General features: G+C 71.2%; 12 protein-coding genes. 4 read left to right on the top strand and 8 right to left on the bottom strand.

Going from position 1 to position 14,666, the window contains the following annotated elements; all coding sequences use genetic code 11:
* Window positions 1-33: 33 nt before the first annotated feature.
* Together ACFWPA_RS03215 and ACFWPA_RS03210 are read right to left on the bottom strand one after the other, a co-directional pair.
* On the bottom strand, window positions 34-1,983 hold the full coding sequence (locus ACFWPA_RS03215) for a VWA domain-containing protein (RefSeq protein WP_378569640.1): 1,950 nt from the start codon (window positions 1,981-1,983) through the stop codon (window positions 34-36).
* Window positions 1,983-3,392, bottom strand: coding sequence for a sigma 54-interacting transcriptional regulator (locus ACFWPA_RS03210; RefSeq protein ID WP_378569639.1), 1,410 nt, complete (start codon window positions 3,390-3,392; stop codon window positions 1,983-1,985). Before ACFWPA_RS03210 ends, ACFWPA_RS03215 begins: the two co-directional genes overlap by 1 nt.
* A 102-nt stretch (window positions 3,393-3,494) precedes the next feature.
* Here ACFWPA_RS03210 and ACFWPA_RS03205 point away from each other — a divergent pair, with 102 nt between their 5' ends.
* From ACFWPA_RS03205 to ACFWPA_RS03195, 3 genes are all read left to right on the top strand, one after another.
* A complete protein-coding gene (locus ACFWPA_RS03205) occupies window positions 3,495-4,067 on the top strand; it encodes a DUF4126 domain-containing protein (RefSeq protein ID WP_378505608.1) in 573 nt (190 codons plus the stop codon).
* A 47-nt stretch (window positions 4,068-4,114) separates the two neighbouring features.
* On the top strand, window positions 4,115-5,086 hold the full coding sequence (locus ACFWPA_RS03200) for an alpha/beta hydrolase family protein (protein ID WP_378569638.1): 972 nt from the start codon (window positions 4,115-4,117) through the stop codon (window positions 5,084-5,086).
* Between the two features lie 566 nt (window positions 5,087-5,652).
* Window positions 5,653-5,844 carry a hypothetical protein gene (locus ACFWPA_RS03195; RefSeq protein ID WP_378505606.1) on the top strand — a complete coding sequence of 64 codons (192 nt, stop codon included), beginning with the start codon at window positions 5,653-5,655 and terminating at the stop codon, window positions 5,842-5,844.
* An 82-nt stretch (window positions 5,845-5,926) separates the two neighbouring features.
* Here ACFWPA_RS03195 and purH read toward each other — a convergent pair whose 3' ends face one another.
* The 6 genes from purH to sucC form a co-directional block, all read right to left on the bottom strand.
* Window positions 5,927-7,480: a bifunctional phosphoribosylaminoimidazolecarboxamide formyltransferase/IMP cyclohydrolase gene (purH, locus tag ACFWPA_RS03190; RefSeq protein WP_378569637.1), complete on the bottom strand. Its 1,554-nt coding sequence runs from the start codon at window positions 7,478-7,480 to the stop codon at window positions 5,927-5,929.
* A complete protein-coding gene (gene purN / locus ACFWPA_RS03185) occupies window positions 7,477-8,118 on the bottom strand; it encodes a phosphoribosylglycinamide formyltransferase (protein ID WP_378569682.1) in 642 nt (213 codons plus the stop codon). Before purN ends, purH begins: the two co-directional genes overlap by 4 nt.
* 72 nt (window positions 8,119-8,190) lie before the next feature.
* On the bottom strand, window positions 8,191-9,801 hold the full coding sequence (locus ACFWPA_RS03180) for a DUF6350 family protein (RefSeq protein WP_378505604.1): 1,611 nt from the start codon (window positions 9,799-9,801) through the stop codon (window positions 8,191-8,193).
* A gap of 12 nt (window positions 9,802-9,813) precedes the next feature.
* A complete protein-coding gene (locus ACFWPA_RS03175; RefSeq protein ID WP_378505603.1) occupies window positions 9,814-10,686 on the bottom strand; it encodes a DUF5336 domain-containing protein in 873 nt (290 codons plus the stop codon).
* A gap of 194 nt (window positions 10,687-10,880) precedes the next feature.
* Complete coding sequence (gene sucD, locus ACFWPA_RS03170; protein ID WP_378505602.1) at window positions 10,881-11,795, bottom strand: succinate--CoA ligase subunit alpha; 915 nt, start codon at window positions 11,793-11,795, stop codon at window positions 10,881-10,883.
* 13 nt (window positions 11,796-11,808) lie between these two features.
* The gene (gene sucC, locus ACFWPA_RS03165) at window positions 11,809-12,978 is read right to left on the bottom strand and encodes an ADP-forming succinate--CoA ligase subunit beta (protein WP_378569636.1); all 1,170 of its coding nucleotides are present in this window, start codon (window positions 12,976-12,978) and stop codon (window positions 11,809-11,811) included.
* Between the two features lie 739 nt (window positions 12,979-13,717).
* On the opposite strand from sucC, the gene ACFWPA_RS03160 reads away from it, so the two are divergent.
* Entirely contained in the window at window positions 13,718-14,626 is a 909-nt protein-coding gene (locus ACFWPA_RS03160) for a M23 family metallopeptidase (protein ID WP_378506027.1), read from the top strand.
* Window positions 14,627-14,666: the final 40 nt, after the last annotated feature.

Raw genomic sequence — 14,666 nt, 5'->3', positions numbered from 1 at the left:
GGTAAAAATCACGCACAGTCGGCGGAGCCGACGTCAGCGCGGTCGCCGCAGCCGAATGAAGTCGCTGACCACCGCCGCGCCGAGCCCGTCGAGGTCGGGCGCGACGACGCGGCCGCCAACCCGCTGCGCCATCCGGTCCACCACCCGCGCGAGACCGGGGTCGTCCCCGAGCCGGAAGATCGTCACCTGGGCTCCGAGCCTCGCGAGGTTGTCGAGTTCCCGGACCGTCAACCCGAGCGTCCGCGGATGCGGCGGATAGTCGAAAAAGGCGCGACCATCGGGTTCCAGATGCGCGGTCGGCTCGCCGTCGGTGACGATCAGCACCACCGGCTGCGCATTCGGATTGCGCCGCAGGTGCCGCCCGGCCAGCAGCAGCGCATGGTGCAGGTTGGTGCCCTGATCCCAGGCGCCGTCCAGGCCCGCCAGCTCCTCCGGGGTGACGGTGCGGGCCTGCCTGCCGAACGCGATCAGCCGCAGGTCGTCCCCGCGGAACCTGGTGCGCACCAGATGATTCAACGCCAGCGCCGTGCGCTTCATCGGCACCCAGCGGCCGTCCATCACCATCGAGAACGAGGTGTCCACCAACAGCGCCACCGCGGCCTGGGTTCGCTGCTCCGTCTCGGCGATCTCGACGTCGGTCACGCGCATCCGCACCGGGACCGGCGGCCCGCAGGCACCGGCCTGCCGCAGAACCGCATTGGTGACGGTGCGGGTCACGTCCCACGGTTCGGTGTCGCCGAACTCCCACGACCGGCTCGACCCCGTCGGCTCCCCCATCGCGCCTGCCCGGCGGGTGTCCCTGGCACCGCTGCGGCCGGACAGCCGCTGCGCGGCGTCCCGCAACGCCGCCTCGCCGAGTTTCCGCATCGCCCTCGGCGAGAGCCGCCACTGACCGTCCGCCCCGCGGTCGAGGTACCCCTGCTGCTGCAGCGCCCGTTCAAGGTCGGCGAGGGTTCGCGCATCGGCGGCGGACTCCGGCCCGAGTTGCCGCAGCAGTGCCTCCGGGTCGATGTCGTCGAGCTGCGCACCGGCGTACTCCTGCGACAATTGCTCCGCGAGCTGTTCGAGGTCGGCGATGTCCGCGAGGGCGGCGGTGCCCGCCCCGAGGCCCATCCCGTCGTCGCCGCGGAAACGCTGGCTCCCATCCCAGTCCTCCCCCGGCCGGGCCGCGCGCAGGTTCGCATCAAGCCGGTCCAGCTGCTGCACCAGGCCGGGACTGCCGAATGCCTGCTGCGCCAGGGCGTCCAGCTCGGCACGCTGTTCGGGGGACAGCGAGTTCCGCAGCCGCTGCGCGGCCGCCGACCGGCGGGCTACCGTGTCGAGCAGCTCCTCCACGTCCCGCGGGTTCTCCGGAAAGATCGCGCCGTACTCGGCCATGAACCGTTCGAAGTCCTCCGGTGCGTCCACGCCGCGGGAGTGCTTGTCCAACAACGCGTTCAGGTCGGTGAGCATCTCGTCGACCCGCCGACGATCGTCGTCGGTTGCGTTCTCCAGCGCCCGCTTCATTCCGGCGAACCGCTGGTCCAGCAGTTCCCGACCGAGCAGGTCGCGGATCTGCTCGTAGTCCGCGCGGGCCTGCGGATCCCGCCACCGGTAGCCGGACAGGTCCCGGACCGCCTGCGCGGTGGACGGGGGCAGATCCGCGAGTTGCAGCTCGGCGAACCGGGCGTCGTCGTCCAGGGACCGGGCCAGTTCCTTGCGTTCCGCGAGGACGGCCCGGTCCAGTAGCTCGCGCACCTCGTCGAGCGTGCCCCCGAGGTTGTGCGCGTCCAGCAGCTCCCTTCGCCTCCGGTTCGCCTGCGCGGCAAGCTGATCCAGCCCATCCATCGTCGACGTGCCGCGTCGCAGCAACTCGCGCAGCGCCCGCCGCGGCGACGACCCGGCGAGGACGTCGGCCCCGATCGCGTCGAGCGCCTCCCGCAGGTCCAGCGGGGGCGCCAGCGGATCAGGTCCACCGTGATACCGCCCGTAGCGCTGGTACATCAGCCGTACACCAGCTGCCCGTCGTCGTCGGTGTCCTTGGCGATCCGACGCGCCAGATACAGGCCCTCGAGTGCAAGCTCGACCGCGGCGGCGCGGGCACCGACCGTTCGCGCCCCGAGCCGCTCGGCCAACTCGTCCACGACGTCAAGATCGGGCAATTCTCCGAGCAGATACTTCGCGGTGACCCGGTCGCCCGTGACGACCGGCGACCCGGACTCGACGGCGCCGACCAGATCGGCGAAATCGATGCCGCCGAGCCGATCCCGGACCGTGTCGGCGGTGGCCCTGCGCAGCAGATGGTCGAGGATCTCACTCTCCCGCCCCTCCTCGCCGGACTCGAACTCGATCTTGCCCCGGAGCACGTCGACGACGGTTCCGAGGTCCACCGGCCGAGCCGTCGGGTCGGATTCGCCGAGGATGGCACCGCGATGGACGGCGGCCGCCCCGGCCGTCTCCGCCGCGGCGACCGCGAAGCGCGCCGACACACCGGACCGTTGGTCGATCGACGGGGACTCGCGCAGCAGCCGGGTGAACCGGGCGAGGATCTCCAGCAGCGGGGACGGGACCTCGGCCCGCAGCTGCGCCTCCTGCACGACGACCGCGATCTCGTCGTCGATGTCCAGCGGGTAGTGGGTGCGGATCTCGGCACCGAACCGATCCTTGAGCGGGGTGATGATGCGGCCACGGTTCGTGTAGTCCTCCGGGTTTGCGCTGGCCACCACCAGCACGTCCAGCGGCAGCCGCAGCGTGTAGCCGCGCACCTGGATGTCGCGTTCCTCCATCACGTTCAACAGCGACACCTGGATCCGCTCGGCAAGGTCGGGCAGCTCGTTGACCGCGACGATGCCGCGGTGCGCGCGCGGAACCAGACCGAAATGGATCGTCTCCGGGTCACCGAGGCTGCGTCCCTCCGCCACCTTGACCGGGTCGACGTCACCGACCAGGTCGGCGACCGACGTGTCCGGGGTCGCGAGCTTCTCCGAGTACCGTTCGTCGCGGCCCCGCCACTCGATCGGCAGGTCGTCACCGAGTTCGGCGGCACGCCGGATCGACGCCGGCGTGATCGGGTCGTAGGGGTGCTCGCCGAGCTCCGATCCTGCGATCACCGGGCTCCACTCGTCGAGCAGCAGCGGCAGTGTCCGCAGCAATCGGGTCTTTCCCTGGCCACGCTCACCGAGCAGCACGATGTCGTGGCCTGCGATCAGCGCCCGTTCCAGCTGCGGCAGGACGCTGTCCGCGAAGCCGACGATCCCGGGCCACGGGTCGCGGCCGTCGCGCAGCGCGGCGAGCAGGTTGTCGCGGATCTCGTCCCGGACCGGGCGCTGGACGTGCCCGGAGGCCCGCAACGCTCCCACCGTCCTCGTGGTGGGGCGCGGCGACCGGGACTCGGCGGTGGACGCAGTCACCACCTCACGCTACGAGGCTTCGGCGGATTCGGCATCCCCTCCCGGCGCGAACGCCGGTCGCGCGGTCGACGCGCTGATCCTGGCCGCGCTTCGTACACTGCGCGGATGGACACCTGGGTGCTGCCCGCGCTGCTCGGCCTCGGACTGGCCGCCGCGACCGGACTGCGAACCTTCCTTCCGCTGCTGATGCTCAGCGCCGCCGCGCATTTCGGGTGGTTCGGCATCTCCCTCGGCGAGTCGTTTGCCTGGGTCGGTTCGGGCGCAGCTCTGGTCGCGCTGGCGATCGCCACCGCAGCGGAACTGACCGCGGACCTGATCCCGTTCGTGGACAACGCCCTCGGGGTGTTCGGCACGGTCAGCAGGCCGATCGCCGCCGCGATCGCGGCAGGCGCGGTATTCACCGACCTCGACCCGTCGACTGCGGTGATCGCCGGGATCATCGTCGGAGCACCCACCGCGCTTGCATTCAGCACCGCGCAGACCGGCACCCGGGCGGTGAGCACCGCGTCCACCGCGGGGGTGGCCAACCCGGTGCTGTCGGTCGCCGAGGACGGCGTCGCGTTCACGCTCGTCCTGGTGGCGTTCCTGCTGCCGCTGCTGATCCCGGTCGCGATCGCGGGCCTGGCGTGGTTCGCATGGAAGGGCGTGCGCCTGCTCCGCCGCCCGGCCGCCGGGTGACGCGGGCACGCCAGGACTCGCACCGCGAACCTGACAGACTGGTCGGCATGGTCGACACCGAAATCACCTTCACCAGCGGCGACGTCACCGTCCACGGCAGCCTCCTCGTCCCCGACCGGCTCGCCGGACCCGCCCCGGCCGCGCTGCTCCTCGCCGGCAGCGGGCCAACCGACCGCAACGGCGACAGCGGCGTGATGCCGGGACCGATCGGCACCCTCCGGTTCCTCGCCGAGACCCTCGCCGAGTCCGGCATCGCGAGCCTGCGGTACGACAAGCTCGGCAGCGGCGAGACCGGTCTGGGCCCCTACACCGTCGACGACGTGGCCGGACTCGGCTTCTCGGTGTTCGTCGACACCGCCGCCGACGCGCTCCGCAATCTCGCCGCCCAGCCCGACGTCGACGCGGACCGGCTTCTGGTGATCGGCCACAGCGAGGGCGCCCTGGTCGCGATGGCCCTCGCGGTGCGTGAGGACACCCCGCCCCTGAGCGGACTCGGCCTCGTCGAGCCGCTCGCGGTTCGTCTGCTGGACCTGCTGACCCGGCAGATCACCGGACAGGTGGACGCCGCCGTCGCTGCCGGTCAGCTCCCCGTCGAGCTCGCCGACCAGCTGCGCACCGGTCTCACCGCGGCCGTCGAATCGCTGCGCGCCGACGGCACCGTTCCCGACGACCTGCCGGAACCGCTGCGGCTGGCCGGCCTGGTGTCCGTCAACGCCAAGGCCCTCGCCGAGGAGGATGCCCTCGACCCGCGCGATCTGGCGACCCGGCTGCCCGCCGGGCTGCCCGTGCTGACGAGTTGCGCGGACCGCGACATCCAGGTGGCCCGCGCCGACGTGGACGCCCTCGACGCGGCGCTGACCGGCGCCGTGGTCACCCCGGTCCGGATGACCACCGTGAACCACGTCCTCAAGGAGATCGGCGATCGGCCCTCGACGGGCGCCGACTACATCGAGGACCTGCCGTTCTCGAGCGAGTTCCGAACCGCCTTCGAGAACTGGCTCGCCGCCCTCCCCTCCTGACCGGGCGGGCAGCACCGGCGTACGCGCTCCCCTACCCGGGCGGGCGCGTACGCCGTCCCGCCCCCCGCGCCACCCCCGCCCGCGCACATCCCCTGTGCACACGCCCCCTCGCGCACCCACACCCCCACTGCACGCCGAAAACCCCCGCACGCCCGCGAAACCCACTGTGCACACACCTTTTCCGGACACGCGGCGATGTCGCCCGCGGGCCAACGCCCGGCGCCGCGACACGCCGACCACGTTATCGAGATGCGCGCACACGTCGCCGTGCGGTAACGTGCTCCGCTAACAACCGACCACGAAGAGAAGGGAACCCGGCCATGTCGACGTTGACGCACGTATCGGCGGCACACGTGGCCATGTGGCGTTCCTGCATTTTCGCCAAGCGTGTACGCCGAGGACCATCCTGACGACAAACGGATCAGAGTTCTCGGCACCCAGGGCACACCGCCCGGGTGCCTTTTCTTTTACCCGAGCAATTTCCCGAACCGTCGCCCGACCGAAACGTCCCGAACACACAGCGCCGACACACTCGAAGGCGCACCACCGAGCCGAGGAGCTCCGACATGAAACTGCGCTTCAACCAACTGAGTCCGACCCGCCCGCTGGCCGACCTGCCCGACGACCTGACCGGGCACGCCGTCACCCTCGACCTGTCGCACACCGACGCCTGCCAGCGCGCCGCCGCCACCGACCTGGCCCGGGAACTGCTCGACCGCGGCGCCGCCCGCATCGTCATCTCCGGCAACGCCGCCTGAACGCACGAAAGGTGCACACCCACTTGGGTGCACACCTTTCGGCGGACAGCGTCCGTGTCAGTGCACGAAATGCCGCTTCGCGTCAGTGCGCAAAGTGCCGCGCCCCGGTCAGGTACATGGTGATGCCCGCCGCACGCGCCGCGTCGATCACCTCGTTGTCGCGGACCGACCCACCCGGCTGGACGACGGCCTTGACGCCACCGTCGATGAGCACCTGAAGTCCGTCCGGGAACGGGAAGAACGCGTCGGACGCCGCGACCGCGCCCGCCACCCGGTCACCGGCACGGTTCACCGCGAGGTGCGCGGAGTCGACCCGGTTGACCTGCCCCATGCCGACCCCGACGGACGCCCCGTCGGATGCCAGCAGGATCGCGTTGGACTTCACCGAACGGCAAGCACGCCAAGCGAACTCGAGATCCTTCAGGGTCTGCTCGTCGGCGGGCTCGCCGACCGCGAGGGTCCAGTTCGCCGGGTTGTCCCCCTCGGCGTCGAGGACGTCGCGCTGCTGCAACAGCGCACCACCGGAGATCGGGCGCAGTTCGATGCCGGACTCGGTCGGCGCGACGGCCTCGAGCACGCGGACGTTCTTCTTACGGGCCAGCACCTCGACGGCACCGGGCGCGTAGGACGGGGCGATGATCACCTCGGTGAAGATCTCCGCGACCTGCTCGGCCATCTCGACGGTGATCTCGCGGTTGGCGGCGATGACGCCGCCGAACGCGCTGACCGGGTCGCAGGCATGCGCCTTCCGGTGCGCCTCGGCAATGTCCGCACCGATCGCCACACCGCACGGGTTGGCGTGCTTGATGATCGCGACCGCAGGAGCGTCGAAGTCGAAGGCGGCACGCCACGCGGCGTCACCGTCGGTGTAGTTGTTGTACGACATCTCCTTGCCGTGCAACTGCGTCGCCTGCGCCAGACCCGCCGGGGCGGCCGGGTTCACGTACAGGGCGGCGGCCTGATGCGGGTTCTCGCCGTACCGCAGCACCGCGCTGCGGTCCCAGCTCGCACCGGCCCACTCCGGGAACTGCGCATCCGAGTCGACGAGGGTCGAGGTCATCCACGACGCGACCGCGACGTCGTAGGACGCGGTGTGCTGGAACGCCTGCGCGGCGAGGGCGGTGCGCTCGCCGAGGGTGAAGCCGCCGGCCGCGACCGCGGTCAGCACCTCCGAGTAGCGAGCCGGGTCAACCACGACCGCGACCGACGGGTGGTTCTTCGCCGCGGCACGCACCATCGACGGGCCGCCGATGTCGATCTGCTCGACGCACTCGTCGGGGGTGGCACCCGAGGCGACGGTCTGCGTGAACGGGTACAGGTTCACGATCACCAGCTGGAACGCCTCGATGCCGAGTTCCTCGAGCTGGGCGAGGTGGTCCGGCTTGCGGGTGTCGGCGAGCACGCCGGCGTGCACGCGCGGGTGCAGCGTCTTCACCCGGCCCTCGAGGCATTCCGGGAAGCCGGTCAGCGACTCGACCGGGGTGACCGGGATCCCGGCCGCGGCGATCGTCGCGGCGGTCGATCCGGTGGAGACCAGCTCGACGCCCGCCTCGTGCAGGCCGGTGGCGAGTTCCACCAGGCCGGTCTTGTCGTACACGCTCACCAGTGCGCGGCGCAGGGCCTTACGTTCGGTCACTTCGGGATCACGGCCTTTCGTCCATCGGAAACAACTCCTCGCGTCGCGACGGCGGCGAGAACCTCCACCAGCAGTCGCCGTTCCACGGTCTTGATGCGCTCGTGCAGGCTCGCCTCGTCGTCGTCGTCCCACACCGCGACCGGCTCCTGGGCCAGCACCGGCCCGGTGTCCACACCCGAATCCACCAGGTGCACGGTCGATCCGGTCACCTTGACGCCGTAGGCGAGAGCATCCCGGACGGCGTGCGCGCCGGGGAACGACGGCAGCAACGCGGGATGGGTGTTGACGATCCGACCCCCGAACCGGCCCATGAACTCGGGGCCGAGGATCTTCATGAAGCCTGCGGAGACGATCAGGTCCGGGGTGTGTGCGGCGACGGCGTCGGTCAGCGCGCGATCCCACGCGGCGCGGTCCGGGTGTGCGCCGAGGGCGACCGTGAAGAACGGGATGCCCGCGGCCTCCGCGTGCCCGGCGGCCGCGCAGTCGCGGTCGACGCCGACCGCGACGATCCGCGCCGGAAAGTCGTCGACGGCGGCCGCGATCAGCGACTGCAGCAGGCTTCCGGTACCGGAAGCGAGTACCACGACCCGGACCGGCGTACCGGTGGCGTCGGGCCGGAACACGTGCGGGGCAGTCAGGGCTCTACTCCTCGGGGCGTCGGCCGGAGAGCCGGCCGTGGATCGCGTCGGCAGCGCCGACGCCCGATAAGACTAGTCGCTGCTGGTCCGGGTCCCGTCGGGCAGGTCCTCGTCCGACCGCAGGTCAGTGACCTGCGCCACGCCGTCGCCCGCAGCCACGTCCGACGCGGGCGGGAACTCCGACTCGTCGTCGACCACCTCCGCGTCCACGACCGCTCCCGGCTCGACGTCCAGCACCGGCGGTGCGGTGGCCGCGTCGTCGATCAGTTCGGCCTCCACCACCGCGGGCCCGGGTCGCGGCGCGGGGTCGGTGGCGCACTCGTCCCCCGCTGCACCGGACTCGGCTGCACCGGACTCGGCTGCACCGGACTCTTCAGGGGCCTCCGTCACCGCGGCGGACGCGGCGGCTCCGGGCAGGGCCAGGGTCGCGGCGGGGGGACGGGGACGCGCCGGTTCGCGGGCGGGCGTCGACTCCGGGTGCGTGCGCCACCGCGTCAGGGCACCGGCCGCCGAACCACACACCGCGAGCCAGCCCAGGGTGGCACCCGCGAACGTGACGAGGGTGACGCCGACCGAGCCGAACGACCCGAGCGCACCGCCGGAGGTGAACCCGAGGACGGCGAACACCACCGCGACCGCGACCGCACCGACCAGCGCCGTCTGCGCGGCCAGCAGCGGGGACGCGGCGCGGCGGCCGCACTCCCGCCCGAACAGCACCCCGATCGCCGCCGGGATCACCAGCGTGGCGAGCCAGCCGTCGCCGCCCGCCTGCTCCGGCAGTGCCCCGAGCACCGGCAGCGCAGGCACCGGACCCCCGACAACATCGAACAGGCTCACCGACGCGGAACCCACGTGCACGGAGGAGCCGACCAGCACCGCGGTGGCACCGACCACCACATTCGGCAGGTACAGGATCGACAGCAGCGTCAACCCGAGGCCGCCGGCGAACCCCTCCCCGGACCCGATGAGCATCCCGACCGTCGACCAGGACGCGAGCAGCGACACGACGGTGATCGCGGCCCCGGTGGCGAGCAACGCCATCGCCGCGCGCATCGCCGGGCGGGCGGCGGCGAGCACCCAGTCGGGCACGCCGAGAAAGGTGACGGCCGGGCGCCACAGGCGCATCCCGATCCCGATGCCCGCCCCGATCACGTGCACGGCGATCACCCAGGCGAACGCCACCACCGGATTCGGCATCGACAGGGCGATCACCGACGACGCGTCCGCGGCGACGGCAAGCGCGATCGCGGTGACCACCACCGGCCCACCGACGGCCGCGCCGAGCACCCACCAGCATTCGTGCCGCGGCGTTGACGAGTGCACCACCCTGGCGCAGCCCCTGGCCACCACCGCGACCATCACCAGCGTCGGCAGCAGCGGCAGGGCGCCCAGCGCGGCGCCGCCGATCGACAGCGGAACCTGGTGCACGGCGAGCCACCCCGCAGCGACCGCTCCGCTCGTCCCGGTGAGGTCGCTGTTCGCGGCGACCAGGGTGACGAGCATGCCGGTGCCGATCAGGGCGACCGTGAGCAGCGATGGGCGCAGCGCCAGCCCGAGCAGGGCCCGCGCCTGTTCGGGCGTCGGACTGGGGCGAGTCGCTTTCGGCGGGCGCGGCGTCGGCGGGCGCGGGGAACGCCGCTGACCGTCAGAGCGGCTGGGAATGCGGCTGAGCGCGGAGTCCATCGTCCGGCGACGTCAGCTGTCGGTCCGGCCGGGCTGGTCCACCCCGAAGGCGCGGGTCGGCGCGGCGGGGTTGTCGCCTCCCGCGTCCGGGTCCGAGCCTGTGGCAGGCGTCGACGGCGGCGGTGTGGACGGCGGCGGTGTTGGCGCCTGCGGCTGCCCGTAGGGCTGGCCGGGCGCCTGCTGCGGCGTCGGCGCCCCCGGCGGGGGCGCGTACGGGTTGGGCTGCGGTGCGTAGCCGGGCTGCGGCGGGCCGTATCCGGTGGGCGGACCGTACCCGGCGGGCTGCCCGGGCGACTGCTGCGGTCCCTGGCCGTATCCCGGCGGGAACCCGGGCGGCGGGCCGTACCCGGGTGCGGGCGCACCGTACGGCTGCTGGGCGTAGCCGGACGGACGCGGGGCGGGCGTTCGGACCAGGCCGAGGCTGAACAACAGCACCGCGATCGCGGCGGCCGCCTGCACGAACGCCAGAATCAGGTTGAGGATGCCGCCCCACGCGAGGCTCACCCCGTCGGACAGGGTGAACAGGAAGAACAGCGCAACGAGGAAGCCGACCAGGGAGGTCACCGCCGCCGTCGCCTGATGCTGTTGCCCCGGCAGCAGCGTCAGCCCGGCAAGCAGGCCACCGGTCAGCAGCAGCGCGAGCGCGAGCACCGGATAGCCGCCCTCGAAGGAGCTCTGCGAGAGCGGGGTGTCGTTGAAGGTGGTGACCTTCGCGTACGGCGCGAACCCGGCGACGAAGTTCACCACCCCGAGCGCGGCCACCGCGATGAGCAGCAGCTGCGGAAGTGGCCGGCCGGCGAGCCCGCCTGCCGGCGGGGACGGCGGCTGGCCCGGACCCGCGGGGCCCGCGGACGGATAGCCGGGTCCTGTTGGCGGATACGTCATCGTCGGCTCCTCGACATGGGGCGGTGGATTTCCCGGAAAGGGTGGTGGACCAACGCTAGCGCACCGAGCGGTGACGGCACGGTGCCGCGCGGCGCCGCGCCGCGGACCTCCCGATTCGCCGGGCGCGCTCCCCCCGAAAACGCCGACGGGCACCTGCATGTGCAGGTGCCCGTCGGCGTGAACCAGGGGGGTGCTTACGCGCCCACGGTCAGGGTCTCGAGGATCTCGCGCGCGAGTGCGGCGGTCTCGGACGGCGTCTTGCCAACCTTGACGCCTGCCGCCTCGAGGGCGTCCTTCTTGGCCTGAGCGGTGCCCGAGGAGCCGGAGACGATGGCGCCAGCGTGGCCCATGGTCTTGCCCTCGGGAGCGGTGAAGCCCGCGACGTAGCCGACGACCGGCTTGGTGACGTTGGCCTTGATGTAGTCGGCCGCACGCTCCTCGGCGTCGCCGCCGATCTCGCCGATCATCACGATGAGCTTGGTCTCGGGGTCCTTCTCGAACGCCTCGATGGCGTCGATGTGGGTGGTGCCGATGACCGGGTCGCCGCCGATGCCGATGGCGGTCGAGAAGCCGTACTCACGCAGCTCGAACATCATCTGGTAGGTCAGGGTGCCGGACTTGGAGACCAGGCCGACCGGGCCCTTGCCCGCGATGTTGGCCGGGGTGATGCCGACCAGCGCCTCGCCCGGGGTGATGATGCCGGGGCAGTTCGGGCCGATGATCCGGGTCTTGTTGCCCTTCTCGACGTTGTAGGCCCACGCGTAGGCGGAGTCCTGCACCGGGATGCCCTCGGTGATGACCACCAGGAGCGGGATCTCGGCGTCGATGGCCTCGACGATGGCGTCCTTCGAGAACGCCGGGGGGACGAACGCGATCGAGACGTCCGCGCCGGTCTTCTCCATCGCCTCGGCGACCGAAGCGAAGACGGGCAGCTCGACGGGGTTGCCGTCCTTGTCCGTGTGCGACACGGTGGTGCCGGCCTTGCGGGCGTTGACGCCGCCGACGACCTGAGTGCCCGCCTTGAGCATCAGCGCGGTGTGCTTGGTGCCCTCGCCGCCGGTGATGCCCTGGACGATGACCTTGGAGTCCTTGGTCAGGAAGATAGCCATTGTTCTGTGTCCCTTACTTCGCGGCGAACGCGAGTTCGGCGGCCTTGTCGGCGGCCTCGTCCATGGTGGCGACGACCGTGACCAGCGGGTGGTTGGCCTCGGCGAGGATGCGGCGACCCTCCTCGACGTTGTTGCCGTCGAGACGGACGACGAGCGGCTTGTTGGCCTCGTCACCCAGGGTCTCCAGGGCGCCGACGATGCCGTTGGCGACCGCGTCACAGGCGGTGATGCCGCCGAAGACGTTGACGAACACGCTCTTGACCTGGACGTCGTTCAGGATGACGTCGAGGCCAGCCGCCATGACCGCTGCGGAGGCGCCGCCACCAATGTCGAGGAAGTTGGCCGGCTTGACGTTGCCGTGCTTCTCACCGGCGTAGGCGACGACGTCCAGGGTCGACATGACCAGGCCCGCGCCGTTGCCGATGATGCCGACCTCGCCGTCGAGCTTGACGTAGTTGAGGTCGTTCTCCTTGGCCTTGAGCTCGAGGGGATCGGTGGCGTCCTTGTCCTCGAACTCGGCGTGGCCGGGCTGACGGAAGTCGGCGTTCGCGTCCAGGGTGACCTTGCCGTCGAGGGCGAGGATCTGGTCGTCGGGCGTGCGGACGAGGGGGTTGACCTCGACGAGGAGAGCGTCTTCCTTGATGAAGACCTCCCACAGCTTCTGGATCGTGTTGGCCGCGGCGTCGAGCACCTCTGCGGGCAGCTTGCCTGCCTCGGCGATGCTGCGCGCGAACGCCAGGTCGACACCCTTGACGGCGTCAACGGGGATCTTCGCGAGGGCGTCGGGGTTCTCCTCGGCGGTGACCTCGATCTCGACGCCACCCTCGACGGAGCACATCGCCAGGTAGGTGCGGTTGGTGCGGTCGAGCAGGAAGGAGATGTAGTACTCCTCGGCGATGTCACTCGCCTCGGCGACCAGCAGCTTCTTGACGACGTGGCCCTTGATGTCCAGGCCGAGGATCGCCTCGGCGTTCGCCTGCGCGGCGTCCGCGTTGGGCGAGTACTTGACGCCACCGGCCTTGCCGCGGCCGCCGACCTTGACCTGCGCCTTGACCATCACGGGCTTGCCGATTTCCTCGGCGATCGCGCGGGCACCGGCGACGGTGTCGGTAACACGGCCGGCCGACGTGGGCACGTCGTGCTTGGCGAAGAGTTCCTTCGCCTGGTATTCGAAGAGATCCATCTGCTCACCGTCTCGTCTGCGTTGACTGCGTTGACGCCCGCTCGAGGGGTAGGAGCGGGTCCGTCCGGGACAATATCTAGTTGATTCCGTGACACGGCCCTCGCCTTGGTGCTATGTGGCCTATGTCACGACATCGGATGCATACGCCGCAGGCCACGGGCCGCTGGGCCGAAAACCGCTCCAGCGACGCCTGCGCGAAGCACCGTGCCGACGATCCCGGCCAGCATCCCTGGCGCGACCATCGACGCGACAACCCGACCGGTGGTCAAGGGTCACCCGATCAGGTATACGCCCTCGGGCGCCCCCACGCCCACCCGCCCCACCCTGCGGCTGCGCCGACGAACACCCGGTGGACCTTATGTCGGAATCGCCCGTTATTGATTTGTGATGCATATCACAACTCCACGGCGGGTCTTCCGCCAGAGGTTGCGGCTCCTGCGACCGTTTCGTTACCGTCGCTGAGTCCAAGTCACAGGCAGGTCACGAGCGAGAGGACGGCAGGTTCTTGTCAAGACACCGCGCACCGTCCACGACCAGCGACTTCGGCACCACCCCCGCACCGGACCTCGAACCGAGGCGGGACTTCGCAGCCCAGACCGTCACCTCCCGACCGGGACCGGCGCAGCAGACCAGCAGGCGCAGCGACCGGTTCGTCGTCGACGACGCGGGCAGACAGTCACATCCGCAGTACTCGGCACAGCGTTACACCGGGTCATCACGTCTCGAGACCCACGGCTCCATGAATCACCGCAACACCCCGTTCCACCCCGACCCGTTCGACGACAGCCCGACCACGGTCACCGCGGCACTGCCCGGTGACACACCGGCGCCAACGGACCGCCCCGATGCCGACCTCACACGGGTGTCCGACCTCGCGAATGTTGCAGCTCCCGCCCGGCGCGGTGGAGCGCACCGCATCCCAACCCCACCCACCGCCCTCAAGGGCCGCGCCGCCGTCGTCGCGGTGGCAGCAGGCGCCGTGGTCGCCGCGGGCCAGGCCGCGAACAGCGGGCCGGAGCAGGCACCCGAGATCGCCCTCGCCGCCGACGACGCGTCCGCGATCGCCTCCACCGCCGCGCCGCAGGCCGCACAGTTCGCCGCAACCACCGAAGGCGCAGCACCGTCGCAGGCCCCGCAGGTGCTCAACGTCGCCGATCCCGCGGACCTGACCCAGTTCTCGAACCTGCTCGCGAAGGGCCAGCGGTTCGGTGAGGAGCGCGCCGCCCGCGAGGCCGCGGCCCGCAGGCCGCTGTTCGCCCTCCCCGCGGTGGGCACCTTCACCTCCCATTTCGGTTCGCGGTGGGGAACGATTCACGCCGGCGTGGACATCGCCAATGCGATCGGCACCCCGATCTACGCGGTCGCCGACGGCGTCGTCATCGACTCCGGTCCCGCCTCCGGCTTCGGCATGTGGGTGCGGCTGCAGCACGCCGACGGCACCATCACCGTCTACGGGCACATCGACTCGTCGCTGGTGTCGGTCGGCCAGCAGGTGATGGCGGGCGACCAGATCGCCCGCATGGGCAACCGCGGCTTCTCCACCGGTCCGCACCTGCATTTCGAGGTGCACCTGGCGGGCAACGACAAGATCGACCCGATCCCGTGGCTCGCCACCCGCGGCATCAGCCTCGGCGTCGAACGCGACTGATCGGCTCCCGCACCACGCGGGCCGGGCCATGGCCCGGCCC

The sequence above is a fragment of the Rhodococcus sp. NPDC058505 genome (genome assembly GCF_042720095.1).
Lineage (GTDB): Bacteria > Actinomycetota > Actinomycetes > Mycobacteriales > Mycobacteriaceae > Rhodococcus_G.
This window is presented reverse-complemented; position numbering and strand designations above follow the sequence as displayed.